Here is a 14,206-nt window from a genome sequence, read left to right as displayed (position 1 = left end):
GGATATGAAAATGTCTTATGATAAAGTAAGGGCTAGTCAAACAATCATAGGTACAAAGCAAGCAGTAAAAGCAATGCGAGCCGGTTCAGTGAAAGAACTTCTTGTGGCACTTGATGCAGACAATTGGGTAACCGATTCGGCCATATCTTTCGCGAGAGAAATCGGTATACCAGTTATTCTTGTTGAGTCGAAAAAGGAACTGGGCAAGGCCTGTGGAATCCATGTTGGAGCTGCGGTAGTTGCGATTACTGTAGAGTAGTTTTTGTGTATTAAACACAAAGACTTTGTTTTTACCCAAAAAATGAACCACCTGGATGTGTGGTATTAACAAGGAATAAATGAAGGGAGGAAATATCGATGCCTACAATTAACCAATTAGTACGTAAGCCTCGTCAATCTAAAATCACGAAATCAAAATCACCAGCGTTAAACAAAGGATATAACTCATTTAAAAAATCTTTAACTGATGTTAAATCACCACAAAAACGCGGTGTTTGTACTCGTGTTGGTACAATGACACCTCGTAAACCGAACTCAGCGTTACGTAAATACGCTCGTGTACGTTTAACTAACCAAATTGAGGTTACAGCTTATATCCCAGGTGAAGGCCACAACTTACAAGAGCACAGTGTTGTTCTTATCCGTGGCGGACGCGTAAAAGACTTAGCGGGTGTTCGTTACCATATCGTACGTGGAGCTCTTGATACAGCTGGTGTAAACGGTCGTTTACAATCACGTTCTAAATACGGAACAAAACGCCCTAAAGAAAAAAAATAATTTAACGTTAAATAACGTTATTTAATACTGAGCCTCATACTAATTGTCACAAATATCGAATCTTGCTAGCAGATTTGATATTTGATCGACAAATACGAAAAGGCCAACTTTATAAAATAATCGATAACTATTCGAAAGGAGGAAAACACATGCCTCGTAAAGGTCCTGTTTCCAAACGTGACGTGTTACCAGATCCAATTTATAGTTCAAAACTAGTAACTCGTTTAATCAATAAAATGATGGTTGATGGTAAAAGAGGTACTTCTCAAAAGATTTTATACGGTGCGTTCGAACTTGTTAAAGAACGTTCTGGTGAAAATCCAATTGAAGTATTCGAAGCCGCTCTAAACAACGTAATGCCAGTTCTTGAAGTTCGTGCTCGCCGTGTTGGTGGTTCAAACTACCAAGTACCGGTTGAAGTACGTCCAGAACGTCGTACAACTTTAGGTCTTCGTTACCTAGTTAACTATGCTCGTCTTCGTGGTGAAAAAACTATGGAAGAACGTTTAGCTAACGAAATTCTTGATGCTTCTAACAACACTGGTGCATCAGTTAAGAAACGTGAAGACATGCACAAAATGGCAGAAGCGAACAAAGCATTCGCTCACTACCGTTGGTAATTTAACCTATGTGTTAGCCAGTTAGCTAACACAAGGTCTCTTATACAGTCTTTACCCCAATATGGAAGGAGAAATTTCCTATGAAACGCGAATTCTCACTTGAGAATACTCGTAATATTGGGATCATGGCTCACATTGATGCTGGTAAAACAACAACAACTGAGCGTATCCTTTATTACACTGGTAAGATTCACAAAATCGGTGAAACTCATGAAGGCGCTTCTCAAATGGACTGGATGGAGCAAGAGCAAGAGCGTGGTATTACAATCACTTCTGCTGCAACAACAGCCCAATGGGCAGGCCATCGTGTAAACATCATCGATACTCCTGGACACGTAGACTTCACTGTAGAAGTAGAACGTTCATTACGTGTACTTGACGGTGCTGTTACAGTACTAGATGCTCAATCTGGTGTTGAGCCTCAAACTGAAACTGTATGGCGTCAAGCTACAACTTATGGTGTTCCACGTATTGTATTCATTAACAAAATGGATAAAACAGGAGCAGATTTCTTATATTCTGTAGGAACTCTACATGATCGTTTACAAGCAAACGCTCACCCTATCCAATTACCTATCGGAGCTGAAGATCAATTCTCAGCAATCATCGACCTAGTTGAGATGAAAGCTACTTTCTATGGCGACGAAAAAGGTACAGCAGTAACTGAAGGAGAAATTCCTGAAGAATACCGCGCACAAGCTGAAGAATACCGTGAAAAACTAATCGACGCTGTTGCAAGTGTTGATGAAGAAATCATGGAAAAATATTTAGAAGGCGAAGAAATTACTGTTGCGGAACTTAAAGCGGCGATCCGTCGTGCTACAATCGCAGTAGAATTCTACCCAGTAATCTGTGGTACAGCATTCAAACACAAAGGCGTACGTCCAATGTTAAATGCCGTTATCGATTACTTACCATCTCCAGTTGATGTACCAGCAATCAAAGGTACTTCAGTAGATGGTGACGAAGAGTTAGAACGTAAATCTTCTGATGCAGAGCCATTCTCAGCTCTTGCATTCAAAGTTATGACTGACCCATTCGTAGGTAAATTAACTTTCTTCCGTGTGTACTCTGGAACATTAGATTCAGGTTCATACGTGCAAAACTCTTCTAAAGGTAAACGTGAGCGTGTAGGTCGTATCCTACAAATGCACGCTAACTCTCGTGAAGAGATCTCAAAAGTATTTGCTGGAGACATCGCAGCAGCAGTAGGTCTTAAAGACACTACTACTGGTGATACTCTTTGTGACGAGAAGAACCTAGTTATTCTTGAATCAATGGAGTTCCCTGAGCCAGTAATTTCTCTTTCTGTAGAACCAAAATCAAAAGCTGACCAAGATAAAATGGGTCAAGCTTTACAAAAACTTCAAGAAGAGGATCCAACTTTCCGTGCTCATACTGACACAGAAACTGGACAAACAATCATCTCAGGTATGGGTGAACTTCACCTTGATATCTTAGTTGACCGTATGCGCCGTGAATTTAAAGTAGAAGCTAACGTAGGTGCTCCAATGGTATCTTACCGTGAAACATTCCGTAGCTCTGCAAAAGTTCAAGGTAAATTCACTCGCCAATCTGGTGGTCGTGGACAATACGGAGACGTAACGATTGAGTTCTCTCCAAATGAAGAAGGTAAAGGATTTGAATTCGAAAACGCTATCGTTGGTGGTGTAATTCCTCGTGAATACATTCCTGCAGTTGAAGCAGGTCTTCGTGACTCTCTTGACCGCGGTGTAGTAGCTGGTTACCCTCTAATCGACATTAAAGCGAAATTAGTATTCGGTTCTTACCATGACGTTGACTCGAATGAGATGGCGTTCAAAATTGCTGCATCTATGGCTCTTAAAGAAGCTTCGAAACAATGTGACGCTGTTATCTTAGAACCAATGATGAAAGTAGAAGTTGTAATTCCAGAAGAATACCTTGGCGATATCATGGGTAACATTACTTCTCGTCGCGGACGCGTTGAGGGTATGGATGCTCGTGGTAACTCACAAGTTGTTCGTGCGATGGTTCCTTTAGCAGAAATGTTTGGTTATGCAACAACACTTCGTTCTGCAACACAAGGTCGTGGTGTATTCTCAATGACATTCGATCATTATGAAGAAGTACCAAAATCAATTGCTGCTGAAATCATCAAAAAAAATAAAGGTGAATAATTGAATTTTCATCTTGCATAAAGTATAACTAATTTGTAAGCTATGATTGCAGGATAGGGGATGGGCCCGTTCTCTATCGGCATTCATTCTATAAATTTCAAAAATAAAACATATAATTTTGAGGAGGCAATCTCTAATGGCTAAAGAAAAATTTGACCGTTCTAAAACGCATGCTAACATTGGTACAATCGGACACGTTGACCATGGTAAAACTACTTTAACTGCTGCAATCGCTACAGTTCTTTCTAAAAAAATGGGTGGTACAGCTAAATCATACGCTGACATCGATAACGCTCCAGAAGAAAAAGAGCGTGGTATCACAATCAACACTTCTCACGTAGAATATGAAACAGAAACTCGTCACTATGCACACGTTGACTGCCCAGGACACGCTGACTATGTTAAAAACATGATCACTGGTGCTGCACAAATGGACGGCGGTATCTTAGTAGTATCTGCTGCTGATGGCCCAATGCCACAAACTCGTGAACACATCCTTTTATCTCGTCAAGTAGGTGTTCCATACTTAGTAGTATTCATGAACAAATGTGATATGGTTGATGACGAAGAATTATTAGAATTAGTAGAAATGGAAATCCGTGATCTACTATCTGAATATGACTTCCCAGGTGACGATATTCCTGTAATCAAAGGTTCTGCTCTTAAAGCTCTTGAAGGTGAACCAGAATGGGAAGAAAAAATCGTTGAATTAATGGACGCTGTAGATTCTTACATCCCAACTCCAGAACGTCAAACTGACAAACCATTCATGATGCCAGTAGAGGACGTATTCTCTATCACTGGTCGTGGTACAGTTGCAACTGGCCGTGTTGAACGTGGTCAAGTTAAAGTTGGTGACGTAATTGAAATCATCGGTATCGCTGAAGAAGCTAAATCTACTACTGTAACTGGTGTAGAAATGTTCCGTAAATTATTAGACTATGCTGAAGCTGGTGACAACATCGGTGCTTTACTACGTGGTGTTGCTCGTGAAGAAATCCAACGTGGTCAAGTATTAGCTAAACCAGGTTCAATCACTCCACACACAAACTTCAAAGCTGAAGTTTACGTTTTATCAAAAGAAGAGGGTGGCCGTCATACTCCATTCTTCTCTAACTACCGTCCTCAGTTCTACTTCCGTACAACTGACGTAACAGGTATCTGTAACTTACCAGAAGGCGTTGAAATGGTAATGCCTGGTGATAACATCGAAATGACAGTTGAACTTATCGCTCCAATCGCTCTTGAAGAAGGTACTAAATTCTCTATCCGTGAGGGTGGCCGTACTGTAGGCGCTGGCGTAGTTGCTTCTATCCAAAAATAATTTTAGCTTTCGCTAATTATCAAACCAATCTGTAGGGACGCTTACAGATTGGTTTTTTGTGTTAAAATAAGGGAAATCAAATGATTTTAATTAGTGTATGTATACATAACAGCTAGCATGTCATCTAGGAGAAATAAAGAAAAGGGGAATTGAACATGGACATGAAAATCTTGCTCATTGAAGATGATCCATCCATTTTTAACATGATTCAAGAACGTTTTGCACATTGGTCATTACAAGTGGTTGGTCCTAAAAATTTCCAAAAGGTGATGGACAATTTTATAGAGGAGAAACCACATCTTGTGCTGATTGATATTCAATTACCTGCCTATGATGGCTTTCATTGGTGTCGAGAAATACGTCATTTATCCAAAGTACCCATCCTTTTTCTCTCGTCTCGAGATCATCCAATGGATATGGTGATGGCTATGCAAATGGGAGCAGATGATTTTATACAAAAGCCATTCCATATGGAAGTGCTACTCGCGAAAACACAGGCGATTTTACGAAGAACCTATGACTATGTTGAGGAGAAAATGGACGTTACTCGTTTTAATAATGCCGTTATTGATTATACAAGGAGTGAGATTGTGTTTAATGGGGCTACTGCTTCCTTAACGAAAAACGAGCTCTTCATTTTACGAATTTTAGTGGAACAGGTTAATCAGATTGTTTCAAGAGACGAATTAATGAGAAAGCTTTGGGATGATGAACGTTTTGTCAATGATAATACATTGTCGGTAAATGTTAATCGATTACGTACAAAGCTAGAGGATATTGGTTTACCAGAAGTGATTCTAACTAAAAAAGGACTTGGATATATGGCAGTCAGCCAGAGGACGTGAAAAACATGCTATTATTATTTATAAGAGAACGCTTTGCATGGATTGGTTTTTTTATTTTCATTTTTACACTTCTAAATGTGCTATTTTCTTTAGATGTTGGTTTAAATAGTATTTCAATATGGTATGTAAACATTAGTTTGCTTGTTAGTTTTACGCTCTTTTTTGTGTGGCGTTATGTCAATGAAGTTGGGAAATTAAAAGATTTCCTGGGAAATATGGACGGCTACCTTGATGAAGCACATAAAAACAGACTAGTTTTAACTCCTTTTCAGGAAGCATGCTTTCAAAAAATAGAAAGTGTCTTTTATGAGAAGAACATGGAGTTAAATCAAGCTAAAGTGCAACTACAAGAGTATTCAGATGAGCTGTTGGCTTGGGTTCATGAAGTAAAGGCCCCTTTAACAACGATTAATTTATTGTTAGAGCATATTGAGGATGTATCACTGCGCCGAAAATTAGAGAATGAATGGCTGAGACTACATCTTTTAGTCGATCAACAGCTACATCAAACAAGATTAGCCTCTATTGAAAAGGACAACTATTTAAATGAGGTCGAGCTGAAACCGATTGTCTATAAAGAAATCAGGGGTATGCAGGCTTGGTGTATTGAAAAAGGTATTGGCTTTGAAGTCGCTGAGCTTACAGATACGGTTCTGACTGATGGCAAGTGGCTAGCGTTTATTGTTCGGCAAATTCTCTCAAATGCCATAAAATATAGTCCAGTAAATTCTGAGGTCACAATTTTTACTGAACATGACCCAATAGGTGCGACATTATTACATATAAAAGATGTAGGTATAGGTATTCCTTTAGAGGATTTACCTCGAATTTTTCAAAAATCGTATACGGGAACAGCGGGAAGAGAATCCTCACAATCTACAGGAATGGGTCTTTATTTGGCATCCAATGCAGCCCGAAAAATCGGGATTCGCATCTATGTTCAATCGAATGTTGGAGACGGCTCATTATTTACACTGCGTTTTCCCTTACAAAATGAATATGTCAAACTAACAGGTAGATGACGAAATTGTCACCTACCTTTTTATATTGTCATGTAAAACGCACGAATGAATAGCTATGACAGGGTACACTTGGATTATAGAAAGGGGCGTTATCACGTGACAGTTTTAATTGGTCGTAAAATAAAGAAAGTATATGGCAAAAAATCAACGGCTCAAGAAGTGCTAAAGGGTATTGATTTAGAAGTAAATAAAGGTGAGTTTGTAGGCATTATGGGACCTTCAGGTTCAGGTAAAACAACACTTTTAAATGTCTTGTGTTCTATAGATTTCGCAACAGAAGGTGTAATTGAAATAAACGGTCATAATTTGCGTGATATGAAAGAAAAGGCATTAGCGAATTTTCGACGAGAGCAGCTAGGATTCATATTTCAAGATTATAATTTACTGGATACCCTCACAGTAAAGGAAAATATCCTTCTGCCATTAGCTATCAGTAAGTTACCAAAAGCTGTTGCGGAAAGCCGAGTGAAAGAGCTAACATCCCTATTGGGTATTACAGAAATTTTAAATAAATATCCCAATGAAATATCTGGTGGACAAAAGCAGCGTACCTCTGCTGCACGTGCACTTATTACGACCCCATCGTTGGTATTTGCAGATGAGCCTACTGGTGCATTGGATTCTAAATCGGCTACAGCCTTGCTCCAAAATCTCCAAAACATTAATGAGACGAAAGAAGCGACAATAATGATGGTTACACATGATGCAGTAGCTGCAAGCTTCTGCACACGTGTTTTATTTTTAAAGGATGGCCTGATCTATAGTGAACTTTATAAGGGTGATAAAACAAGGCAGGCATTTTTCCAAGAAATCATGCATACGCAAAGTGTGCTAGGCGGTGACGGGTATGAGTCTTAGTAAGCTAGTGATTAGAAGCATGAAGAAAAATATGAAGCACTACTATCTATATTTCTTTGCTCTTATTTTTAGTGTTACTTTGTATTTTTCCTTTGTTACATTGCAAAATAATTCTGAGGTATGGGATGCTGTTCAAATGAGTGGAACGGCTACGGCAGGATTTAAAGCAGCCACTTATATTCTCTATTTTATCGTTTTATTCTTCGTCCTATATGCAAATCATTTATTTATGAAACGTCGTAGTAAGGAAATAGGCTTGTACCAATTGATAGGCATGACAAAGGGGCTAATCGTGCGTTTACTAGCGATTGAAAACATTCTCTTATTTATTGGTGCTGTTATTCTAGGGATGCTGGTAGGTTTCTTTAGCTCACGCGTATTTGCTATGATTTTACTACGTGTCCTTGAAAAAGAAGCTCTTGTAACCATGACATTTAGTACACAGGCATTACAGCAGTCGATGATCGTGTTTGCTATTCTTTTGGTTATTGTTCTTGTACAGATGGCTTGGATGATTCATCGTGTTTCATTATTATCACTGTTTAGCGCGGCAAAACAAGCAGACGAGCGTGTGAGACGTTTTAGTGCATTACAAATGGCAATTGGCTTTATGGGTCTTGTGCTGATTGCTTACGGCTACTATGCGTCAACAAAGCTATTTGATATTGATTCAGCTGGTCATTTATTTATCAATATGATGATAATTTTAGCTACGACTATTGGTGGTACATTTCTTGTCTTTCGTTTCTCCGTAGCCTTTATTATGAATACTATTCGCTTGAAGAAAAAAGGGCATTTATCTATCAAGGATGTATTAGCATTAACACCGATTATGCATCGCATGAAGAGCAACGCAAAGTCATTAACACTTATCACTGTATTAACAGGTGTGTCTCTAGGTGTAACGACGCTATCCTATATCGCCTACTATTCCTCAGAGGCATCGGCTTATAGCCAAGTACCTGGTGATTTCATATTGCTAGAAGAGCAGGGTCAGACCTTCTTAGAGGAGTTAGAGAAAAATAACATTACGTATGATAAAGTAGATTATCGTTTACAAGGAGTAACAGCCTCTGTAGGTCAATTAATGTCTAAAAAGCAGCAGGACAATCCTTTATATGATATGGAAGGAACAATCTATACTATCCCGCTTTCTGATTATCAGCAAAGCGTTCCTGAAGCATCGCTATCAGGCAACGATGTTATCTTAACCAACTATGGCGGTTATATGGCTGAAATGTTTCCATTAGAAAAAGATCGTGATGTAGTGGTATCTGCAGGAGAGCTTGAAGAAACTTTCCATGTAGTAGATGTTCATGATAAAAGTGTTATAAGTGGTATTGTCACGGCTGGAGGTGGCGGACCTATCTTTGTTGTGACAGATGACATGTTTACAAGTTTAACTACGCAAGCAGCGCTTTATCCTTGGCATCAACAAACGACCATTACAATAACAGCAAAAGAAGAATTAGAAACAGCAGAGAAATTATATATTCAAACAAATGCAGGAGTTATTACGGCTGTAGAAGGTGATGGTAAGACACAGCAATATACACAATCTTCCTTTGAAGAAAAACGTAAAGATAATATTGAAACATTAGGTCTTACGATTTTTACAACAGCATTTTTAGGATTAGCATTTCTAATGACAACTGGTAGTATTCTATACTTTAAACAAATGTCTGAGGCAGAGGAAGAAAGAAGTTCCTATACAATACTCAGAAAAATTGGTTTTGCCGAGAAAGACATCATGAAAGGCATTTATATGAAACAGGCCTTTAATTTTGGTGTCCCATTAGTTATTGGATTATTGCATAGCTACTTTGCTGTTAAGTCAGGATGGTTCTTATTTGGTACAGAGTTAACGGCTCCCTTGTGGATTGCGATGTGCTGTTACGTAGCGTTATATACGATCTTTGGCATACTTTCGGTTGGCTATTATAAAAAAGTTGTTCGTGAATCGTTGTAACAATTAAATATGAAGAAACTCAAAAACAGTGTAATGATTAATCCTTTACACTGTTTTTTTATATAAACATATTGAAATTGTGAAAACTATTGACTTTCAAATATCAGAATAATAAAGTTTAACATGTTAGTAATTTAGTGTATGAAAGTGAAGTGTAACAATGAATGCAGTAATTGCGGCGGTAGCCGTTATGTTGATATTAAGCTTGCTTCGCATCAATGTCGTTCTTTCCTTAGTACTAGGAGCTTTTGTAGGTGGTCTTACAAGTGGAATGGGCATTGAGGCAACAGTACAATCATTTACAGAAGGGTTAGGCGCAGGGGCCACTATTGCATTGAGTTATGGTCTCCTTGGTGGCTTTGCTATTGCTATTGCCAAAACTGGAATACCAAAATTGATGATTGCAGGGATGTTAAAAATTTTAAATGGCGAAAGTAATAGAAAAGGCTTAGTGAAGGTTTTAATTTTTTTCCTTATTTTCGTGATGTCTATTTTATCTCAAAATGTTATTCCTATTCATATTGCCTTCATTCCATTATTGATTCCTCCTATTTTAAAAATATTAAATATGTTGGAGGTTGATCGACGTATCATTGCGGTCCTAATTGCAGTAGGCTTAATCGGTACTTATAGTTTCGTGCCAGCTGGTTTCGGAGCCATTTTTCAAGATATCGTTGCTACACAAGTGTCAGAGGCTGGAATGGCTGTATCTTCACGTGATGTACCGGTAGCAATGGCGATTCCGGTGCTAGGAATGCTGATTGGGCTGCTTGTCGCCTTTGTTGTATACCGCAAGCCAAGACACTATAAGCACAATGAAGTAGAGACGGAATCTTTAAACGTGAACGTCAGTAAGTTTGTGATGTTTTCTACAGCTCTTGCATTAGTCGCATCACTTTGTGCTCAAGTATTAACAGATTCAATGATTGTCGGTTCGTTTACAGGGATTATGTTGATGTATTTTACAGGTGCACTTAAATGGAAAGAGGCAGATGACATTCTCTCTGAAGGGATGAAGATGATGGCCTTTATTGGCTTTGTCATGATTGCGGCCAATGGCTTCGCAGCCGTTATTAATGCTACTGGGGATGTGGATAGCTTAATTACAAGCTCAATCGCTGTGCTGAAAGGTAATAGAAGTCTCGCTGTCTTTATCATGCTAGTCATTGGATTAGTTGTGACGATGGGTATTGGTTCATCTTTTGCTACAGTACCTATTATTGCTACGTTATTTGTTCCTCTTGCACAAGGGTTGGGATTGAGTCCATTAGCGATTCTTTGTTTAATTGGTACAGCAGGTGCTTTAGGCGATGCAGGCTCTCCAGCTTCAGATTCTACGTTAGGACCAACAGCAGGCTTAAATGTAGATGGACAACATCATCATATTTGGGATACTTGTGTACCGACATTTGTTTTTATTAATATCCCTTTGATCCTGTTTGGTTGGATGGCATGTGTATTCTTTCTATAAAATAAGAAGTAGTTTCTTATCTATAGAAACTACTTTCTTAAAGAATTGTTTGAAAAGTACGGAAATGTTGATATGACAACCTTAACTATTGCAATATGTAATAAAATTTTATATACTAATAAACGGCTTAATAAAGCGAAGAAGTAGTAGTACTAAGAATATCTACAACATTTAAAAGAATTTAGCGAAAAGACTTGCTTATTCTTTTTTTATTGTATATAATGTTGAATGTTGGTCTTTGACTGCGATGAAGCGAGAGGTTGCCGACACACCCGGCCGCTTTGCCATGGCGGTGTGTGGGAAAATTTTCGTGGAGAATGTCTAGAAAATAGGCGAGAAGGAGGGAAAATAATGGCAAAACAAAAGATTCGTATTCGTTTAAAAGCGTATGATCACCGTATTTTAGATCAGTCTGCTGAGAAAATTGTGGAAACTGCAAAACGTTCAGGTGCAAGTGTATCAGGTCCGATTCCACTTCCAACTGAGAAGTCTGTGTACACAATTCTTCGTGCGGTTCACAAGTACAAAGATTCTCGTGAACAATTCGAGATGCGTACGCATAAACGTCTGATCGATATCGTTAACCCAACACCACAAACTGTTGATGCGTTAATGAAACTTGATTTACCATCTGGCGTTGATATCGAAATCAAACTTTAATGGTAAAAATAATATAACTTTTCAAAACTTACAGGAGGTGTGACAAATGGCTAAAGGAATCTTAGGTAGAAAAATTGGTATGACACAAGTTTTCGCTGAAAACGGAGATTTAATCCCGGTAACAGTTATCGAAGCTGCGCCAAACGTAGTTCTTCAAAAGAAAACTGTTGAAACAGACGGCTACGAAGCAATTCAAGTTGGTTTCGAAGACAAGCGCGTTAAGCTTTCTAACAAACCTGAACAAGGTCACGTAGCAAAAGCGAACACTGCTCCTAAGCGCTTCATTCGTGAATTCCGCAACGTGAACGTTGGAGAATACGAAGTTGGTCAAGAAGTCAAAGTAGAAATTTTCGCAGAAGGCGATGTAATTGATGTAACAGGTGTTACTAAAGGTAAAGGTTTCCAAGGTGTTATTAAACGCCACGGACAATCTCGTGGTCCTATGGCCCACGGTTCTCGTTACCACCGTCGTCCTGGTTCAATGGGTCCAGTTGCTCCGAACCGCGTATTTAAACAAAAGAAATTACCTGGTCAAATGGGTGGCAATGTAGTTACAATCCAAAACTTAGAAATCGTGAAAGTTGATGCTGATCGTAACTTACTACTTGTTAAAGGTAATGTTCCTGGTTCTAAAAAAGCTCTAGTTACAGTAAAAACTGCAATTAAAGCTAAGTAATCACTTCAAGAAAGGAGGAAACAGGAATGACAAAAGTATCTGTACTTAGTCAAACAGGTGCTTCAGTTGGTGAAATCGAATTAAACGATGCGATCTTCGGAATCGAGCCAAATGAAGCAGTATTATTCGACGCAGTAGTAGCTCAACGTGCTTCTCTTCGTCAAGGTAATCACAAGGTTAAAAACCGTTCTGAGGTTGCTGGTGGTGGTCGTAAACCATGGCGTCAAAAAGGAACTGGTCGTGCTCGTCAAGGTTCTATCCGTTCTCCACAATGGCGCGGCGGTGGTATCGTATTCGGTCCTACTCCACGTAGCTATTCTTATAAATTACCTAAAAAAGTTCGCCGCTTAGCTCTTAAATCTGCTTTATCAGCTAAAGTAGTAGAACAAAACTTCTTAGTTCTTGATGCTCTAACTCTAGCAGCACCAAAAACAAAAGAATTCACAAAAATTCTTAAAGATCTTTCTTTAGAGAAAAAATCTTTATTCGTAACTGCTGACCTAGATGAAAACGTAGCATTATCTGCTCGTAACATCCCAGGTGTAACAGTTTTAACTGCAAATGGAATCAACGTTCTTGATCTATTAGGTCACGACAAAGTTGTATTCACTAAATCTGCAGTAGAAAAAGTTGAGGAGGTGCTTGGATAATGGAAGCACGTGATATTTTAAAACGTCCGGTCATTACTGAGCGTTCTTCAGAACTTATGGCAGAGAAAAAGTATACTTTCGAAGTAGACACTCGCGCTAACAAAACTCAAGTAAAAGACGCTGTAGAAGAAATCTTTGGCGTAAAAGTTGAGAAAGTAAACGTTCTTAACTACAAAGGTAAATTCAAGCGTGTTGGCCGTTACGGTGGTTACACTAACAAACGTCGTAAAGCGATTGTTAAATTAACTGCTGATAGCAAAGAAATTGAATTATTCGAAGTGTAATCCTTAATGGATTTATGATTTGAACACTCAAGAAGGAGGGAAAACACAATGGCGATTAAAAAGTATAAACCTACCTCTAATGGTCGTCGTAACATGACGTCATTAGACTTTGCGGAAATTACAACTAACAAGCCTGAGAAATCATTGCTTGAACCAACTAAACGCAAAGCTGGTCGTAACAACCAAGGTAAAATCACTGTTCGTCATCATGGTGGTGGTCATAAGAAGCAATACCGTGTTATCGATTTCAAACGTGTTAAAGATGGCATTCCGGCAAAAGTTGCTACTATTGAATATGATCCAAACCGTTCTGCGAATATCGCATTAATCAACTACGCTGATGGAGCAAAAGCTTACATCTTAGCACCAAAAGGTCTAGAGGTTGGTCAAACAATCGTTTCTGGTCCAGATGCTGATATTAAAGTAGGTAATGCATTACCATTAGCAAACATTCCAATGGGTACTACAATCCATAACATCGAGTTAAAACCTGGAAAAGGTGGACAATTAGTACGTTCTGCTGGTACTTCTGCTCAAGTACTTGGTCGTGAAGATAAGTACGTAATCGTTCGTCTTCAATCTGGTGAAGTACGTTTAGTGTTAGCTACTTGCCGCGCTACAATCGGTCAAGTTGGTAACGAACAACACGAACTTGTACACATCGGTAAAGCAGGTCGTAGCCGTTGGTTAGGTAAACGCCCAGAAGTTCGTGGTTCTGTAATGAACCCTAACGATCACCCACACGGTGGTGGTGAAGGACGTTCTCCAATCGGACGTAAATCACCAATGACTCCTTGGGGTAAACCAGCACTTGGTTACAAAACTCGTAAGAAGAAAAACAAATCGGATAAATTTATCATCCGTAGTCGTAAAAAATAAAGTGGTTAAACT

At 38.8% G+C, this 14,206-nt stretch carries 15 protein-coding genes; all 15 read left to right on the top strand.

Annotated features, from left to right (window positions below; genetic code table 11):
* Window positions 1-10 precede the first annotated feature (10 nt).
* The 15 genes from NV349_RS22365 to rplB all read left to right on the top strand — a co-directional run bounded on the left by NV349_RS22365 (window position 11) and on the right by rplB (window position 14,194).
* On the top strand, window positions 11-259 hold the full coding sequence (locus NV349_RS22365; protein ID WP_036123715.1) for a ribosomal L7Ae/L30e/S12e/Gadd45 family protein: 249 nt from the start codon (window positions 11-13) through the stop codon (window positions 257-259).
* A 98-nt stretch (window positions 260-357) separates the two neighbouring features.
* Entirely contained in the window at window positions 358-777 is a 420-nt protein-coding gene (gene rpsL / locus NV349_RS22360; protein ID WP_010860613.1) for a 30S ribosomal protein S12, read from the top strand.
* 149 nt (window positions 778-926) lie between these two features.
* Window positions 927-1,397, top strand: coding sequence for a 30S ribosomal protein S7 (rpsG, locus tag NV349_RS22355; RefSeq protein WP_036123710.1), 471 nt, complete (start codon window positions 927-929; stop codon window positions 1,395-1,397).
* An 80-nt stretch (window positions 1,398-1,477) separates the two neighbouring features.
* Window positions 1,478-3,556 carry an elongation factor G gene (gene fusA, locus NV349_RS22350; RefSeq protein ID WP_036123709.1) on the top strand — a complete coding sequence of 693 codons (2,079 nt, stop codon included), beginning with the start codon at window positions 1,478-1,480 and terminating at the stop codon, window positions 3,554-3,556.
* Between the two features lie 136 nt (window positions 3,557-3,692).
* Entirely contained in the window at window positions 3,693-4,880 is a 1,188-nt protein-coding gene (gene tuf, locus NV349_RS22345) for an elongation factor Tu (RefSeq protein ID WP_036123706.1), read from the top strand.
* Between the two features lie 155 nt (window positions 4,881-5,035).
* On the top strand, window positions 5,036-5,725 hold the full coding sequence (locus tag NV349_RS22340; RefSeq protein ID WP_080717086.1) for a response regulator transcription factor: 690 nt from the start codon (window positions 5,036-5,038) through the stop codon (window positions 5,723-5,725).
* Between the two features lie 5 nt (window positions 5,726-5,730).
* Complete coding sequence (locus NV349_RS22335) at window positions 5,731-6,747, top strand: sensor histidine kinase (protein WP_271911881.1); 1,017 nt, start codon at window positions 5,731-5,733, stop codon at window positions 6,745-6,747.
* 96 nt (window positions 6,748-6,843) lie between these two features.
* Window positions 6,844-7,605: an ABC transporter ATP-binding protein gene (locus tag NV349_RS22330; RefSeq protein ID WP_036123701.1), complete on the top strand. Its 762-nt coding sequence runs from the start codon at window positions 6,844-6,846 to the stop codon at window positions 7,603-7,605.
* Window positions 7,595-9,574, top strand: coding sequence for an FtsX-like permease family protein (locus NV349_RS22325; protein WP_058845121.1), 1,980 nt, complete (start codon window positions 7,595-7,597; stop codon window positions 9,572-9,574). The genes NV349_RS22330 and NV349_RS22325 overlap by 11 nt, the downstream gene beginning before the upstream one ends.
* Before the next feature lie 160 nt (window positions 9,575-9,734).
* The gene (locus NV349_RS22320) at window positions 9,735-11,045 is read left to right on the top strand and encodes a Na+/H+ antiporter family protein (protein WP_271911880.1); all 1,311 of its coding nucleotides are present in this window, start codon (window positions 9,735-9,737) and stop codon (window positions 11,043-11,045) included.
* Between the two features lie 351 nt (window positions 11,046-11,396).
* Window positions 11,397-11,705, top strand: coding sequence for a 30S ribosomal protein S10 (gene rpsJ, locus NV349_RS22315; RefSeq protein ID WP_004233624.1), 309 nt, complete (start codon window positions 11,397-11,399; stop codon window positions 11,703-11,705).
* A 46-nt stretch (window positions 11,706-11,751) separates the two neighbouring features.
* Window positions 11,752-12,381, top strand: coding sequence for a 50S ribosomal protein L3 (gene rplC / locus NV349_RS22310; protein WP_036124665.1), 630 nt, complete (start codon window positions 11,752-11,754; stop codon window positions 12,379-12,381).
* Between the two features lie 26 nt (window positions 12,382-12,407).
* A complete protein-coding gene (gene rplD / locus NV349_RS22305; RefSeq protein ID WP_004233626.1) occupies window positions 12,408-13,031 on the top strand; it encodes a 50S ribosomal protein L4 in 624 nt (207 codons plus the stop codon).
* Complete coding sequence (rplW, locus tag NV349_RS22300) at window positions 13,031-13,315, top strand: 50S ribosomal protein L23 (RefSeq protein ID WP_036124663.1); 285 nt, start codon at window positions 13,031-13,033, stop codon at window positions 13,313-13,315. Before rplD ends, rplW begins: the two co-directional genes overlap by 1 nt.
* Window positions 13,316-13,363: 48 nt before the next feature.
* Complete coding sequence (gene rplB / locus NV349_RS22295; RefSeq protein ID WP_036124661.1) at window positions 13,364-14,194, top strand: 50S ribosomal protein L2; 831 nt, start codon at window positions 13,364-13,366, stop codon at window positions 14,192-14,194.
* The last annotated feature ends 12 nt before the right edge of the window (window positions 14,195-14,206 follow it).

Source organism: Lysinibacillus sp. OF-1 (assembly GCF_028356935.1).
In the GTDB taxonomy this organism is placed as follows: Bacteria; Bacillota; Bacilli; order Bacillales_A; family Planococcaceae; genus Lysinibacillus; species Lysinibacillus fusiformis_D.
This window is presented reverse-complemented; position numbering and strand designations above follow the sequence as displayed.

Excerpts from the sequence above, each read along its gene's own strand:
- rplD (WP_004233626.1), top strand. The coding sequence starts at position 12,408 with ATGACAAAAGTATCTGTACTTAGTCAAACAGGTGCTTCAGTTGGTGAA.
- NV349_RS22320 (WP_271911880.1), top strand. The coding sequence starts at position 9,735 with ATGAATGCAGTAATTGCGGCGGTAGCCGTTATGTTGATATTAAGCTTG.
- NV349_RS22340 (WP_080717086.1), top strand. The coding sequence starts at position 5,036 with ATGGACATGAAAATCTTGCTCATTGAAGATGATCCATCCATTTTTAAC.
- rpsG (WP_036123710.1), top strand. The coding sequence starts at position 927 with ATGCCTCGTAAAGGTCCTGTTTCCAAACGTGACGTGTTACCAGATCCA.
- tuf (WP_036123706.1), top strand. The coding sequence starts at position 3,693 with ATGGCTAAAGAAAAATTTGACCGTTCTAAAACGCATGCTAACATTGGT.
- rpsL (WP_010860613.1), top strand. The coding sequence starts at position 358 with ATGCCTACAATTAACCAATTAGTACGTAAGCCTCGTCAATCTAAAATC.
- NV349_RS22335 (WP_271911881.1), top strand. The coding sequence starts at position 5,731 with ATGCTATTATTATTTATAAGAGAACGCTTTGCATGGATTGGTTTTTTT.
- rplC (WP_036124665.1), top strand. The coding sequence starts at position 11,752 with ATGGCTAAAGGAATCTTAGGTAGAAAAATTGGTATGACACAAGTTTTC.
- NV349_RS22365 (WP_036123715.1), top strand. The coding sequence starts at position 11 with ATGTCTTATGATAAAGTAAGGGCTAGTCAAACAATCATAGGTACAAAG.
- rplW (WP_036124663.1), top strand. The coding sequence starts at position 13,031 with ATGGAAGCACGTGATATTTTAAAACGTCCGGTCATTACTGAGCGTTCT.
- rpsJ (WP_004233624.1), top strand. The coding sequence starts at position 11,397 with ATGGCAAAACAAAAGATTCGTATTCGTTTAAAAGCGTATGATCACCGT.
- fusA (WP_036123709.1), top strand. The coding sequence starts at position 1,478 with ATGAAACGCGAATTCTCACTTGAGAATACTCGTAATATTGGGATCATG.
- rplB (WP_036124661.1), top strand. The coding sequence starts at position 13,364 with ATGGCGATTAAAAAGTATAAACCTACCTCTAATGGTCGTCGTAACATG.
- NV349_RS22325 (WP_058845121.1), top strand. The coding sequence starts at position 7,595 with ATGAGTCTTAGTAAGCTAGTGATTAGAAGCATGAAGAAAAATATGAAG.